The 14,613-nt window shown below is 48.6% G+C and carries 11 protein-coding genes; all 11 read right to left on the bottom strand.

Annotated elements, in window-relative coordinates; all coding sequences use genetic code 11:
- Positions 1 to 39: 39 nt before the first annotated feature.
- The 11 genes from MMIC_RS08720 to MMIC_RS08670 all read right to left on the bottom strand — a co-directional run bounded on the left by MMIC_RS08720 (position 40) and on the right by MMIC_RS08670 (position 14,602).
- The gene (locus MMIC_RS08720) at positions 40 to 720 is read right to left on the bottom strand and encodes a DUF2461 domain-containing protein (protein WP_072660081.1); all 681 of its coding nucleotides are present in this window, start codon (positions 718 to 720) and stop codon (positions 40 to 42) included.
- Complete coding sequence (locus tag MMIC_RS08715; RefSeq protein ID WP_227819442.1) at positions 721 to 1,158, bottom strand: PilZ domain-containing protein; 438 nt, start codon at positions 1,156 to 1,158, stop codon at positions 721 to 723.
- The gene (locus MMIC_RS08710) at positions 1,155 to 1,595 is read right to left on the bottom strand and encodes a DNA polymerase III subunit chi (RefSeq protein WP_072660079.1); all 441 of its coding nucleotides are present in this window, start codon (positions 1,593 to 1,595) and stop codon (positions 1,155 to 1,157) included. The genes MMIC_RS08715 and MMIC_RS08710 overlap by 4 nt, the downstream gene beginning before the upstream one ends.
- Positions 1,588 to 2,307, bottom strand: coding sequence for a phosphatase PAP2 family protein (locus MMIC_RS08705; RefSeq protein WP_227819441.1), 720 nt, complete (start codon positions 2,305 to 2,307; stop codon positions 1,588 to 1,590). The genes MMIC_RS08710 and MMIC_RS08705 overlap by 8 nt, the downstream gene beginning before the upstream one ends.
- Positions 2,308 to 2,391: 84 nt before the next feature.
- Entirely contained in the window at positions 2,392 to 4,812 is a 2,421-nt protein-coding gene (locus MMIC_RS08700) for a type II/IV secretion system protein (RefSeq protein WP_072660078.1), read from the bottom strand.
- Positions 4,813 to 4,839: 27 nt separating this feature from the next.
- Positions 4,840 to 6,432, bottom strand: a complete 1,593-nt coding sequence (locus tag MMIC_RS08695; protein ID WP_171966491.1) for a FimV/HubP family polar landmark protein — start codon at positions 6,430 to 6,432, stop codon at positions 4,840 to 4,842.
- A 244-nt stretch (positions 6,433 to 6,676) separates the two neighbouring features.
- On the bottom strand, positions 6,677 to 8,176 hold the full coding sequence (locus MMIC_RS08690; protein ID WP_072660076.1) for a leucyl aminopeptidase: 1,500 nt from the start codon (positions 8,174 to 8,176) through the stop codon (positions 6,677 to 6,679).
- 59 nt (positions 8,177 to 8,235) lie between these two features.
- The gene (locus MMIC_RS08685; RefSeq protein WP_171966490.1) at positions 8,236 to 9,675 is read right to left on the bottom strand and encodes a TrkH family potassium uptake protein; all 1,440 of its coding nucleotides are present in this window, start codon (positions 9,673 to 9,675) and stop codon (positions 8,236 to 8,238) included.
- Entirely contained in the window at positions 9,676 to 11,046 is a 1,371-nt protein-coding gene (trkA, locus tag MMIC_RS08680) for a Trk system potassium transporter TrkA (RefSeq protein ID WP_072660075.1), read from the bottom strand. It abuts the gene before it with no gap.
- The gene (locus MMIC_RS08675; RefSeq protein ID WP_072660074.1) at positions 11,043 to 12,458 is read right to left on the bottom strand and encodes a sigma-54-dependent transcriptional regulator; all 1,416 of its coding nucleotides are present in this window, start codon (positions 12,456 to 12,458) and stop codon (positions 11,043 to 11,045) included. The genes trkA and MMIC_RS08675 overlap by 4 nt, the downstream gene beginning before the upstream one ends.
- Positions 12,455 to 14,602 (bottom strand): sensor histidine kinase, encoded by a 2,148-nt coding sequence (locus MMIC_RS08670; RefSeq protein ID WP_072660116.1) that lies wholly within the window; start codon positions 14,600 to 14,602, stop codon positions 12,455 to 12,457. The genes MMIC_RS08675 and MMIC_RS08670 overlap by 4 nt, the downstream gene beginning before the upstream one ends.
- Positions 14,603 to 14,613: the final 11 nt, after the last annotated feature.

Below are 14,613 nucleotides of genomic sequence, written 5' to 3'. Positions count from 1 at the left end.
TACGGTCTGCTACCCATCGGGCAACCAGTGAATATCCGTTTAAAATGGAACCCGCTGTGCTTTACAGAGAAATGCCATGAGTGAGCGACCAGCTTTGAAATAGTCGCAGACGATATCTGCCAGATCTTCCTGCTCAATCAGGGCCGGTGCCAGATCACTGATTCCGATAAAATCTTTACGTTTGATATCATCAATCACCGGATGCGTTTTATCAAAACCACGTGGTGCGGTTTTCAGGCTATCCCCCACCAGATTGAACCAGCGGCTGAACTGGGCGTCATCACGAGCATGCAGCCAGAGGTCGGGCTCATTGGCCATCAGATCACGGATTTTATACAGGGCCTCCGATGGCGGATGCCAGGTGCCGACACCGACAAAACATTCAGCAGCACTAATATGCAGATAGTAACCCGGGGCGTGTACGTCCTTGCCTGCTTCGTGACGAAACTGGATCCCAATATTGGTTTTATACGGTGTTTTATCTTTGCCGAATCGCGTATCACGATAAACCCGCATCAGCGAACCACCCATTTTTCTCGCATCGGCTCTGAAATGCGGTGAGATTTCCGGCAACTTCACACCCACAGCCTCGATCAAGGCCAGTGCAGGACCGCGCACCACTTCTTCATAGCGCTGCTTGTTATCATTAAACCAGTCGCGGTTATTGTTCTCGGTAAGCTCTTCCAGAAAAGCGAATGTTTCAGTAGAGAAATAGTTCATTCAGGCTCGCCCAAAATCAGCTGCAAATTTTCCAATCCACTCAAGTGATGCCTCCTCGAATGAGATATTGCGTCCCTCTTTCGACTGCTGTTTCTGATAATTCTTTATATGACACACCTGCTGCACCATTTTGATACGGAAAGCTGTCTCTTCATCACGAAACATCACACCAACCTCAAAACCCTTACCGTTTTCGAACGGCCGTTGCCAGCACACCACGCAAGGTGCATCGAATGGAGGATCAACATAGGGAATCCTGACTCTTAATACCTTACCCGCCTCGATAAACACATTGGTTTGGAAAGAGAGGCCGCCCTCACTCAGGTCGGACATCGGTGCATACTCGGCAGACTCATGCTGTGGATAAACCTGAATCGGTATATCGATCGGATGGCGGTAATACTGCCTGCGCTCGTCATCCATACTCAAACTGCTCACGATTTCTTCCCCAGATATTTAGGATCCAGACCCATCTGCCTGTAAGTGCGAAAACGCTCACGTGATGCCTGTTTAAGGCCTTCATCCCAAGCATCAACAAAATCAACCAGGTGAGCAAAGCCGGAAATATCAGGAGGCACTTCCAGGCCGCCGTTTATTATTACTGCCGGCTGGTTATCACGCACAATCGATGTTGCCAAAAGAATTGGCTGGACTGCATTTTTTTCAACATCAGTGTCTGCCAAACCATGGGCCAGAAAAGATTCGGGATGTATCGTCCACAAACGTTCATTGAGTTGGGCGGCAAAACCGTCATTCGGACAAAGAACGAGTACAGACGGTGTTAGCCGGCCTCGTCTGAGAAGCAACTTTGCGATGCCTTCAACACGATCCGGCTGCTCAAGTAGTTCAAAGTGAACCTTCATCTCATCACTCATCTGCCGACCTCTGTTTCCATACCTGTGCCAGTATCACTAGCGAAGCTACAGGTAAAATCAATGCCAAAGACTGCGCAGTAGCTGGCTGTACATGATAGCCCAGGCCGAGCACAGCAGCCTGAACCGCCACGATCACCGCCGGAACCTTCCATGCCCATGCTGATTCCAGCCATGTTTCAACAGGCAACCTTTCAGATGCCTTCCAGCACAGCCACATCGTCACAACACCAATTGTGAGGCCCGTAGCAACATCTACGGGGAAATGTACTCCGCCATATATTCGGCCAATCGCCGCCAGGACAAACAGTATCGCAACACTCCAGCTGCGCCAGTCAGCACGACTCCAGATGAGAAAAGCCAGCAAGACCATCACGCCATCGGACGTTGAGTGGCCGGAAGGAAAGCTGTGCGATGTCAGACTATGCCCCAGCACATGCACATTCTCGAGTACTGCGGGTGGGCGTGGCATATCAAACAGACGTTTCAGCAGCTGTGCAAACAGGCCTGAAACAATAAATGCAACCACAGAAGCAATGCCCAGCCTCAGCCGGAACAGCATCAACAGTGAGCAGAGCAGGGAAATAACCAAGCCATCACCCAGGCCGCTGATGGTGCCGAAAAATATATCACCCAATGGTGAATGGGCGTCATTAATCAAACGAAATAGATCATGAGAATCTGTAGCCTGCTGCATCAGCAGGAGACTACTCATCTCTGTCTGAGGATTCTATAGAGTCATGTGAGAAGGAGTGGTAATCCGGGAAAACCTGACCAAGGCACAATCAGAGGCTCCAGGTCACATCACTGAGTAGATAAAATCGTTGTAATCGATGATGCCTTCAGCAGCCATCTTCAGGGCTGATGCTGATTTCGGCTGCATACCGCTTTCCACGGCAACCTTCTGCAGGTTCTGACCAGTCACACCATCATGAATGGCCTGCCTTACCCTCTCGTTGACCACAAGAAACTCATAGGACATCACACGTCCGGCATATCCGGTCTGATTGCAGTGATCACAACCCACGGCTTTATACAGCTTTTCAGGCACTTCAAAACCAAGGTCTTTGACTACAGTAAATGCTGGATCGCCCTGATCCAGTTCAGCCCGGCAATGCGTACACAGCTGTTTAAGAAGATTTTGACTGATCACCCCTAGCAGGGCTGGCGCAATCAGGTAATTCGGAATGCCCAGGTCATTCAGACGGATAATCGTATCCACTGCAGAGTTGGTATGCAGAGTGGAAAACATCAAATGTCCGGTAAGGGCTGATTCAATACCGATTTCTGCCGTTTCCGGATCACGCATTTCGCCAATCATAATAATATCAGGATCATGCCTGAGCACATTTCGAAGGATGCGGGCAAAGGTCATGCCGATTTTGTGATTCACCTGGATCTGATTGGCCCCCTGAATTTCAGACTCGACAGGATCTTCAATGGTCAGAATATGTGCAGGCAGATGAGAAATTGACTTCAGTACGGCAAATAGTGTGGTGGATTTACCAGAGCCCGTCGGACCGGTTACAAGCACCAATCCATAAGGCTTCCGCGCCATACTTGAAAGTTGTTTCATATCATCGTCGCGCAAGCCCAGAACATCAAGTTCAACAGCCATATCCTTATTCAATACACGCAGGACCAGCGACTCACCGAATGAGTTGGGAATACAGGACACACGAAATTCGTAACTCTGCTTACCATCGCGCAATATCAGTCGTCCATCCTGAGGCAGGCGTTGTTCAGAAATATCCATACCGCACAAAATCTTGATGCGTGCCGCAATCTGTTTATGCAGACTTTTTTCCAGCGCATTTTCTGACAGTAACTGCCCGTTGAGGCGATAAGCCAGCGTAATCTTTTTGGCCTGGGGTAATATGTGAATGTCAGATGCTTTTTTATGCAGACCGTTTCTGATGATACGATTAACCAAACGAACAATCGGGGCATCTTCTGCTGACTGGGTCATCTGTAGTTCAGAAACAGGCTCATCTTCTTCCTGATCATCATGATGCAGGAATTCGCAGGCCAATTCATCTTCCACCAGTTCCTCTTTCAGGTAGTTATCCAGATAACTCTTCAACTGCGACGCCTTAGCCAGCACCTCATGCACTTTTTTACCCGTTTTAAAGCTAATAGTGTCATATGCTTCCAAGCCCATAGGGTCTGAAAGGGCAATCGTCAGAGCATGATCGTCAGTTTCAACCGGCAAAATCCGGAACTTTTCAATGACATCACGACCAATTTCCATACCAGCCATGGGATTAATGTCATAATCATCCAGATCCACGGTGGGTAAACGAAACTTTTTAGCCAGGGCAGATAAGAGCTGATCCTCGGTAATGACCTGAGAGCTAATTAGAATTTCTCCGATTCTTGATCCACGTACCTTCTGTTCTTCCAATGCATATTGCAGGTCTTGTTCATCGATCAAACCTGCCTCAATCAATAATTCCCCAAGTCGCATCTTGCGTCGGCTCTGCATTTTCAGTGCAGAACTGATATCCGAATCCTTGACCTTACCCTTCTCCATCAGGATATGACCGATCGGTTTATCTGTCTCACCCAACTGGTGTTCGAGAGCCTGCTCCACGTCTTCTGTGGTAATCAGATCCTGATCGACAAGCAGGTCACCCAACTTCATCTGTTGTAATTGCTGCATTTCCAGCGCCTGGTCAAGCTGATCTTCATTCAACTTGCCCTGCTCTTTAAGGATATTTCCCAGCGGCATCATTGATTCAGCCTGTTTGTCCAGTGCTTGCTGAACATCCTCGGCTGATAAAATTTCCTGATCGATCAGCAGGTCACCCAGGCGCTCGGGCTTTTCCTGATAGCGGATACCCTGATTATAAAAAAAGATACGCTCATACGGAAGGCTGCCATCGCTGCCGATAGCAAAAAAACCGGGAGCATTAGACATCACCGGTGAGGCGAGAACATGGAATGTTTCAAGATTTACCGTAGTGACTTTCAACTCATCCATATGCAGTAGTTTGGATGGGTGGTCAGGCGTTGCATCAGTGCCATGATGCATCCCGATATACACTATTTTACTGGCGTCCAGCTTTCTGGACACATCATTCGGCTGATCATGCTCATGAAAGTGCAGTCGTCTCATAATGGGGGAGAAACCGAGAAGGTCTCCTTCCAGAGTCTCTCCGTTAATCAGGTTGATCGTTACCCGCTGATAACGACTGCTTAATGCTTTAGCTTTATCCACTGGCTATCTCCTGACACCGGTCATTATTCATTTGCCATGTTCCTCAGCACTTCCTTCACCAAAACAGGCCTGCCAGACATGCGTTGGCAACAGGTGACAAAAACTTTCCCATCGTTTTTTGTCCGATGATTCGCTCATACTATTGATGAGATCATTTCTATCTTCAATACGTCCGGTCTCATGATACAGCTGAGCTCGAAGTATAGATATGCGCAGAGAATTTGGTGCGAGAGCAACGGCCTCATCCAGCAAGCTTTCAACCTCTTCGTATTTACATTGGCCGAGACACTCTTCAATTTTATTGATTTTTGAATCCACTGCATCCAGTGCCTTGTTCGGTACAGGCTGTAGAGGCTGAATTACATCCTCATTTTCTTTAGCACTCTCTTCTTTCACCTCTGACTTTTCAGTTTTCTGACGATGCTCAACAGGGCTTTTCTGTTTTGATTTTCGTATAAGCATGCCGATAATCAAACCGGCCACAGCCGCCAATAAGAGAAAGAATGATATCATCCAGAAATCATCAGATGATTCTTTGGGTTTCTGCGCATTGAGTTTGAGAAGTTTCACATCCGCTTTGATTGACTTCACATCTGCCTGTAAGCCATCCATGGATTTACCCAATGTCGCCACGGTTTCATTCAGGTTATCCATCTGCAGTTGACCAGACATCATCTGCTGATGAATAGATTCGAGTTTCGCATTGGATGCCTTACTCACTTCATCCAGAATCTGTTCAGCCATTTTCTGGCTTGTCGCAGCATCCGCCAGATTGATTCTTCCGGAATAGTGAAGTTCCTCTGTTTGTGCCGCTACTTTATCGCTACCAGCCGGTATTTTTGCAACAGGTGGGGCAGACACAGCAGCTTTCGGTTTGTGTAACAATCCAGCGAGTTTTTTCATTGCTGTAGCTGATGCATATTTTTTAACAACTTCTCCCGATGGAACTGTCAGCCACGCACCCTGTTTCAGATGGTTAATATTGCCACCGAGAAAACTGCCGGGATTCTGTTCATACAGGGACAGCATCACCTGCCTGTTGGAATAGCGCTTATCTTTTCTCAGTCGGTATGCGATTTCGCTGAGATTATCTCCGGCACGTACAGGGCCGTATCGCCAAATCCGGGTCCAGGCTGAATCATCAACAGTTTCCTCAGAGCCTGGTAAAACGGATGTCTGCAATTCCGGCAAACGTACGGGCAAAACGCTCGGCAAAGATCTGTTCATCGCAGTCATTTCAACGGGATCCAGCAGTAGTTGATAATGACGAAAATAGGTACCACGCCCTGCTTTATTAGCCTTCAGAACAATGGAAAGGATGGGCAAACGAATGACAGCAATAGAACTCAGGGCAATAACGGGTGATCTCGAATGTTTATTTTCAATCATCACCTTGATCAGATCATAACTCTCATGCCACGGTAAGCCCATCTGACGATATTCAGAACCTGATGCCAATTCAACCTTGATTTGATCTATATTTTCGGAACCTGACAACACAATGGGAACCTGGGCTTTTAGCCTCTCATTCAGATGGCTGTTTAATTCAAGCGTGCCAAAACCGAGCGCATACGCATGGACCGGAAGAGCAAACAGCACAACAGCAAACAGCCATTTCATTGACCGGGCCACATGCTTCAATATCTGAAAGTTCATCCGTCTTCTGAACAACTCGAATCTCCCATACCACCCCCTTCCCCTGAATGGATATCATCATGCCATACCGGCAATCTTTATTACGATACGCAAAAACAGTGCCATTTTTTATGGCATAATTTTGACTTCGCTCCAGACACAGTTGTTCAATGGGATAAATACAGGTCGCTAAAAGGAAGACTCCGATCTTCCTTTTGTTATCGAATGGTCAGTTGGCTTTCCGCTGCAGATAATCAAGCACCAGCCGCACGCCGGCACCTGTGCCGCCTTTGGCTGAAATCTCCGTACCTTGCATATTCCAGGCAGTACCTGCGATATCCAGGTGAGCCCAGGGAATATCATCAACGAAACGGGAAAGGAAACATGCAGCTGTGATGGTTCCCGCTTCACGACCGCCTATATTTTTAATATCAGCTATCTCGGACTTGATCTGTTCCTGATATTCATCATACATGGGCAGTTCCCAGACTCGGTCATAGGTATAATCACCCGACAGCTTAAGCCCCTTCTTTAACTTTTCACCGGTGCCCAGCAAGCCTGTTGCATGAGAGCCGAGTGCAATCACGCATGCGCCGGTAAGTGTCGCAAAATCGATAATTTCAACAGGTTTCTGCTCCGCAGCATATGCCAAAGCATCGGAAAGAATAATACGTCCTTCTGCATCTGTATTAAGTACTTCGATATTAATGCCTTTATAACTGGTGATAATATCACCGGGTTTGTATGCCGCAGCACCAAGCAGATTTTCAGTGGCTGGAATCACGCCAAACAGATTGATCGGCAGATCCATATCAGTGACCGCCTTGAAAATACCCAGCACCGCTGCAGAACCGCACATATCAAATTTCATCTCATCCATCTGTGGTCCCGGCTTGATTGAGATGCCCCCGGCATCAAAAGTCAGCCCCTTGCCAACGAGTGCAACCGGCGCGTCATTCTTTTTACCACCCTGATAATCCAGCACGATAAAACGAGGCTCTTTCGCCGAACCCTGATTAACAGCTAGCAGTGCAGTAAAACCGGCCTTCTCAATCGCCTTTTTATCCATCACATTCACTTTCAGCTTTTTATGTGCCATTGATGCTGCCTGATCACCGAGGAATTCAGGCGTACAGACATTACCCGGTTCATTTGCCAGATCGCGGGCAAAGTTTGTGCCTGCAGCAATGGCACGTGCGCGTGCAACCGCCGATTCTGCCGCATCCAGATCACGGCGGGATGGCACCATTAAAACTAGAGAGCGCAGTGCGCGCTTGTTTTCATCTTTTTTACTCTTGTACTTATCGAAAGTGTACAGCCCCAGCCATACCCCTTCTGCAAGGGCCTGTATTTTTTCTGTGATCGATGCACCACGCACAGCCAGTTCCGGAAGATAAAGGGACACATCCCTTGCCCCGCCCTTGTTCAGTTCACGTGCGACTTTGCTACCCAGGACTCGCAACTTCTGCAGCGTCAGCTTCTTTTCATCACCAGCACCGACCAGCATCACACGCTGGCTGAATGTACCTTCCACATCATAGAGCAACTGGCTTTCGCCAAATGCACCGGACAGATCAAACTTGCGCAGGAATGATGGTAATGTTTTGTCTGTAGCCTCCTGCAGTGCCCTGCCGGATTCAGTCAGTTTACGCCCATCCAGAAGTGGCAGAACTACCGCATCATCACGCTGTTTATGGGCATGCCCGGCTTTAACAGAAATTTCAATCATGAAGAACCTCTTGCTTAGATATATGTATGCTTACCGTTTTGAATGATTTGGTCGAACTCTCAATCTCTCCAGAACTCCGGCACCAGCAGCACGAAGAAAGTATAAATCTCAAGGCGGCCAAGAACCATGCCGAAGATAAGCACACCCTTGGCCATCTCCGGCAAGTCTGCATAAGTACTCGCAGGCCCCACCTGACCGAAACCCGGACCAGTGTTGGTAATACAAGCAGCTGCTGCAGTAAAGGAGGTCACCATATCCACGCCTGTAAAAGCCAACAACATGGCAATGATGATATAACAGACGAGAAACAGGACCGCAAAACCCCATAATGCTTCAGTAACATTCGATGAAATGCGTTGGCGCCCCATCTTGACATGGATGATGCCATGCGGGTGCACCAGTCGATGGATTTCACGCATACCCTGGCGAAACAGCAGTAGAATACGTACTACTTTCATGCCACCACCGGTAGAACCCGCACAGGCACCGACAAACATCGTCATCAGCAGCAGCATAGTCGCACCGGGTGGCCACAGGCTGTAATCACTGACAGCAAAACCGGTTGTTGTTGCAATGGATACAACATTGAACACTACATGTATGGCCTCATCCTGCCCCGTCCAGACAATCATCGCGCTGATCACTACCACCAGCACGATTATCCAGAGGATATACGTCCTGAACTCCTCATCCTGAAAGTAAGCAGACAAGGAGAAACCACGCAGTGCGGCAGCAAAATGAAGGGTGAAGCTTACACCTGCCAGAATCATAAACAGAATTGCTACCAGTTGTAGTGGGATACCATGATAAAAACCGAAGGAAGCGTCATGCGTTGAAAATCCTCCAATCGCAATCGTACACATGGCATGATTGATCGCATCAAAAGGTGTCATACCTGCAGCCCAATATGCAAGTCCGCAAGCGATGGTCATGCCAAGATAGAGATACCAGAGCAATTTGGCTGTCTCGGTTACACGAGCAGTCAACTTATCTTTTACCGGCCCCGGTGTTTCCGCTTTAAACAGCTGCATGCCGCCCACACCGAGCAGCGGCATAACCGCCACTGCTAATACGATGATCCCCATACCACCCAGCCACTCCTGCATGGAGCGCCAGAAAAGAATAGAGTGAGGCAGATTATCCAGACCGGAGAGTACCGTTGCACCGGTTGTTGTCAGGCCCGAAGTGGATTCAAACATCGCATCAACAACGGAAGGCAGTGTGCCTGTTGTGACGAAAGGGACTGCCCCAAGCAGAGCAAGTATGAGCCAGGCCAGCGCCACAATCAAAAAACCATCGCGATGACTTAACTGCTCAGGTGCCTTGCCACCGTAGCGCATCATTAACCAACCCAAGATAATCACAATGGCACCGGCTTCGAGGAACTCGACAAGGTGTCCTGCATCGTAATACAACGCCACCAGAGCCGGAATCATCATGCTGCAACCATACAGCGCAACAAGGATGCCGATGGTCCAGATTACCCCCCTTAAATGCATTTAGAAAAATTCCAGATGTACTTCAAACAGTTTCTCTACATCGGCAACGGAAGCGCTGGTTGTCACAATCAAAACGTGATCATGTGGTAACACTTCAACCGTACCATCGGGTACAATGATCTGACCCTCACGCAGAATTGCTCCTATCACCGTATCTTCCGGCATCGACAGGTCTTTCAACGGTATATTCAGAATTGCACTTGTCTCCAGTGCTTCAGCTTCCAGTACCTCAAGGTTCCCATCAGCCAGAGAGGCCATGCCGTGAATACGACCTTTACGCACAAAACTGAGTATGGATGCCACCGTCGACAGGCGTGGAGAAACCGTCACATCAAGACCGATCTGACGCACCAGTTGTGTATAGATTGAGCGGTTCACCAGAGTAACCACATGCGGTACGCCATAGCGTTTGGAGATCAGACTACTGAGGATATTCGTTTCATCATCATTGGTCAGAGCAAGGAAATCATCCATCTTATCAATATTTTCTTCTTCCAGCAGCTTCTGATCCAGCGCGTCACCATGAATAACAACAACATTGCTGAACTGATCGGACAGCCATTCTGCACGTGCAGCATTGAATTCAATTAATTTGACCAGGGCACCTGCTTTCTCCAGTTCCCCGGCCACCTTGTAACCAATATGTCCGCCACCGACCATCATAACATTGCGGCCTTTTGGAGAATGACAGGTCAGATCCAGTATCTCCATCAGACCATCAAGTTGCTTGCATGACACAGCCACATATATGCTATCGCCTGCGAGCAGTACGGTATCCCCTTTTGGCACACGCCAGCGCCCGTTATGTTCATGAGCAACCACATAAACATGCAACTTGCCCATCACCTCAGGCAGCTCCTTCAGGGACAGGCCGGCCAGTAGACTTTTAGGTCGAACTACAAATTCTACCAGTTGGATCGCACCATCAAAAAATTCCCGTGAGTCCAGGGCGCTGGATACATTCAATCGTCCCATCACAACCTTGGCTGCTTCACCTTCGGGTGAAATAATCACGTCGATGGGCAGGTCATCCCTGCCAAATAATTCCGGATGCGATGCATAATCTGACTCACGTACACGCGCAAGCTTGGTAGGCACCTTGTACAGCGAATGCGCCACCTGACAAGCCAACATATTGACTTCATCATTGGTCGTTACAGCGATCAGAAGATCAGCATTTTCAGCCCCGGCCTGTTCCAGAATCGAAGGCTGGGCGGCCATGCCGCAAACTGTTCTCACGTCCATCGAGTCTGCAATGACCTGTAATCGATCAGTATCCTGATCTACAACCGATACATTATTACCCTCTGTCGCCAAACGGCTGGCAATATGAAAACCCACCTCGCCGGCCCCGAGAATCACAACATTCATACAGACTCCTTGTCAGGCGGCAGAAGCCCGAATGCCTTGATCTTGCGATGCAACTGGCTGCGTTCCATACCAATATCTGCAGCAGTACGGCTGATATTCCACTCATGCTTGTCCAGATGCTGGAGCAAATAAGTGCGTTCAAAAATTTCACGTGCATCATGAAAGCTATCGGCATCCACACTTGCCATGTTCTGTAACTGTGCTCCCGTCTGCGATCCGGATGCCTGCATATTCTGGGTTGTCGTCTGATCCGGTGGCAGCATATTTATCTCTGTCATCTCTTCTCCCGGCATGAGAATATGACAGCGCTCGATATAATTGCGTAATTCACGAACATTACCCGGCCAGGCATATGCTTTCAGCCGGTCCAGTGCCTGATCAGAAAATCGTACCGCTTCACCGCCAAGTTCTCTGGCCTGTTCAGTTGCCAGAGTTTCAACAATCAGTGGGAGATCTTCACTGCGCTCGCGTAAGGATGGCATACGTATCGAAACCACATTCAAACGATAGTAGAAGTCCTCTCTTAATTGCCCGTTCTTCAAAGCCTCATCAAGTTCCTGTGAACTGGCTGCAATCAAGCGAACATTGCTTGGCAGGCGGGCAGGGTTACCAAGGCGCTGAACAACTTTCTCCTGCAACACCCGCAAAATTTTGGCCTGCGAGCTTAAGCTGAGTTCGGTCACCTCATCAAAAAAGAGTGTTCCCTGATGGGCTGCCTCAAAACGCCCCCGTTGTGCATGCAGAGCACCTGTAAAGGCACCTTTTTCATGTCCAAACAGTTCGGAGTCCATACGATTCGCAGCCACACTGGCTGTATTCACTTCAATAAACGGAGCACTTTTTCGTTTCGAGGCTGCGTGCAGCATTTTAGCTGCGACAGCTTTACCTGTTCCATGTTCTCCGAGTATAAGCACCGGACTATCAGACAGAGCCACGCGATTAATCAGCGCTTTGACTTCAACAATCGCTTTACTGTTACCAATCAGTTCCTTTCGACTCTGATGTGATTGTTCCTGACGCTTGAGATCCTTGTTTTCCTGTTCCAGATGACGTTTCTGTACGGCATTACGCACCAGAATCAACAAACGATCAAAGGAGAGTGGTTTCTCCACAAAATCAAAAGCTCCTTGCCGGGTGGCACGCACAGCCGTATCAATCGTAGCGTGTCCGCTCATCATAATAACTGGCAGGTTCACATCCATCTGCTGGATACGACTGAGTGTCTCAAGGCCATCAATTCCGGGCATCCAGATATCCAGTAGCACACAATCCACCGGCTGCTTACGCAAACGGGCAATCGCCTCTTCTCCGGAAGGTGCACAAACAACCAGATAATTCTCATCTTCAAACAGACCCTGAAGAGAATCGCAAATAGGCTGTTCATCATCCACTATCATGATTCTTGCAGTCATGATGCCTCCTCTGTTTCCAGACATTGTCTGGGCAAACGCAGACAGAAATGTGTCGGTTTAGCATTTGATATCAGCTTCAACTCGCCCCCGTGATCTTCGGCAATCCTTTTAGCAATTGCCAAGCCCAGACCTGAACCACTGGCCTTGGTTGAATAGTATGCTTCAAACAGTTGCGAAACCGAAGCGGAATCAATGCCTTCTCCATCATCCTCAACATGCCACTCTGCATGATCTTCATTCACTCGTGAATACATGCGCACTGTTTTGCCACTGGTACTTTCCGTCGCGGAAAGAGCATTATCCATCAGATTTATCAATACCTGACGCACCTGATCAGGATCGCAATGACATGTCCATCCTGCATCAACAATGCTTACGTCAATACGTTTGTAACCATTAAACAGCTCTTCCATCTCTTTTAACAAGCCATCGACTGAAACATCGCGCATTTTCGGCTGCGGCATTCGGGCCAGCGTTGAAAAATCAGCAATCAGACGCTGCAATCGTTCCACCTGAGTAATGATTGCCTGGGTACAGACATCAAATACGGTTTCATCATCAACCTGAGCCCGGAATCTGCGCTGCAATCTTTCAGCTGAAAGCTTGATAGGTGTCAACGGATTCTTGATTTCATGTGCCAGACGACGGGCAACTTCAGCCCAGGCCTTGTTTCTCTGTGCCTCAGCCAGATCAGAAATATCATCAATCACCAGCAGATAACCCGAAAATGAGGTGGAGGCTGTTGCACTCAAACGGGCACCTCGCGCCAACAGATGCACACTCTTGCCATGCGGCAGATCTACATCAAACTCCCGCTGCAGGTGATCTTCCTGTTGATGTCTCAGCTCGTCATAAAAATCACCAACATCATGCAAGCTGCCCTGACTAGCCTGCAAAATATCCACGCTTGGCACCCAGTTGCCCGGCAAATGTAAAATATCACGCACAGCCTGATTGAGCAGTCTCACCCGCCCTTCCGCATCCACCAGGATCACACCGGTGTGCAGATTGGCAAGCAAGGATTCAAGCACATATTGCCGCTGCCTGGAATTTTCCAAAGCTTTGGTCAGATCTTTCTGAGCCTTCTCAATCGCTTCTACATTCAATTTCAGACGATTGGCCATTTCGTTAAATGATCGTGCCAGTGACCCCAGTTCATCCTGTGATGACTCGGAGATCACCACGTCCAGATCACCTTCAGTCACACGTCGCAATGCCTGCGCCAAATCTCCGATCGGAGCGGTCAATCTGCGTGCAAATAACAGCCCGAACAGGCCGGCAACCAGCAAAACAAGCAGCGTAACGAATAGCATGGCATGAGTGAATGTCGCAGCAATCGATTGTCGGTTGTGTTCAAGCTCGCGGTAATTGCGATAATCCGACTCCACAGCGCGGGCATTCTGAATCACACCGGCCGGAAGATTCATCTCCACACGTAAAAGACCGACCACAGATGCTGCACCGATCAAAGGACCATACGCTACAGCGACTTCACCATCCTTGCGTGTAACTAGCTCAGTAGCCACGCGCCCCAGACGCATGGACAGACGTGCTGAATCTGATAGCGGAGCTGCCTGCAGTGAACTGAGTTCCCCTTCTTGTACACCACCGACCAATCTTTCATTGATATCGAATAGTTCTACTTTCTGCCAATCTTCCACTGCCCTGATTTCAGCCAGGTAATTATTTATCGAACGGTAATCAAGGCTGCCGCTGGCAGCAGCTACCAGTGTTGCATCGGAAATATAATTGAACATGTCACGCTTCATATCTGTTTCGACACGCGCATAAAATCCCTGCGCCAGATTCAAGGCCCGATCCAGCAGTGTATCTACCCGCACATCGAACCAGACGTCCATGCCTCGCTCAACCATCTGGGATGCAGCCAACTGAATAACAGCTGATGGAATCAGCAACATGCCTACCAGCCCTATCACCAGCTTGGCTCTTAACCGTGAACCGGCTGCAGGCTCTGATCGCTCTCTTAATAAACGTACGCCGTATTGAAGCAGCACCAGGGAAAGTACCAGCATCAGAATCACATTGATCCAGGCCAGCAAACCGCCGTCTGCATCTTTTTCTGGCCATAACATCACCGTAATCATCAGCAAAACAGCAGACATGATTAAAGGAATCAATCTCATAAAACCAATCC

The sequence above is a fragment of the Mariprofundus micogutta genome (assembly GCF_001895085.1).
In the GTDB taxonomy this organism is placed as follows: domain Bacteria; phylum Pseudomonadota; class Zetaproteobacteria; order Mariprofundales; family Mariprofundaceae; genus Mariprofundus; species Mariprofundus micogutta.
This window is presented reverse-complemented; position numbering and strand designations above follow the sequence as displayed.

Coding starts and splice junctions, on each gene's coding strand:
- MMIC_RS08710 (WP_072660079.1), bottom strand. CDS start 1,595: ATGAGTGATGAGATGAAGGTTCACTTTGAACTACTTGAGCAGCCGGAT.
- MMIC_RS08695 (WP_171966491.1), bottom strand. CDS start 6,432: ATGAAATGGCTGTTTGCTGTTGTGCTGTTTGCTCTTCCGGTCCATGCG.
- MMIC_RS08670 (WP_072660116.1), bottom strand. CDS start 14,602: ATGAGATTGATTCCTTTAATCATGTCTGCTGTTTTGCTGATGATTACG.
- MMIC_RS08705 (WP_227819441.1), bottom strand. CDS start 2,307: ATGAGTAGTCTCCTGCTGATGCAGCAGGCTACAGATTCTCATGATCTA.
- MMIC_RS08675 (WP_072660074.1), bottom strand. CDS start 12,458: ATGACTGCAAGAATCATGATAGTGGATGATGAACAGCCTATTTGCGAT.
- MMIC_RS08720 (WP_072660081.1), bottom strand. CDS start 720: ATGAACTATTTCTCTACTGAAACATTCGCTTTTCTGGAAGAGCTTACC.
- trkA (WP_072660075.1), bottom strand. CDS start 11,046: ATGAATGTTGTGATTCTCGGGGCCGGCGAGGTGGGTTTTCATATTGCC.
- MMIC_RS08685 (WP_171966490.1), bottom strand. CDS start 9,675: ATGCATTTAAGGGGGGTAATCTGGACCATCGGCATCCTTGTTGCGCTG.
- MMIC_RS08690 (WP_072660076.1), bottom strand. CDS start 8,176: ATGATTGAAATTTCTGTTAAAGCCGGGCATGCCCATAAACAGCGTGAT.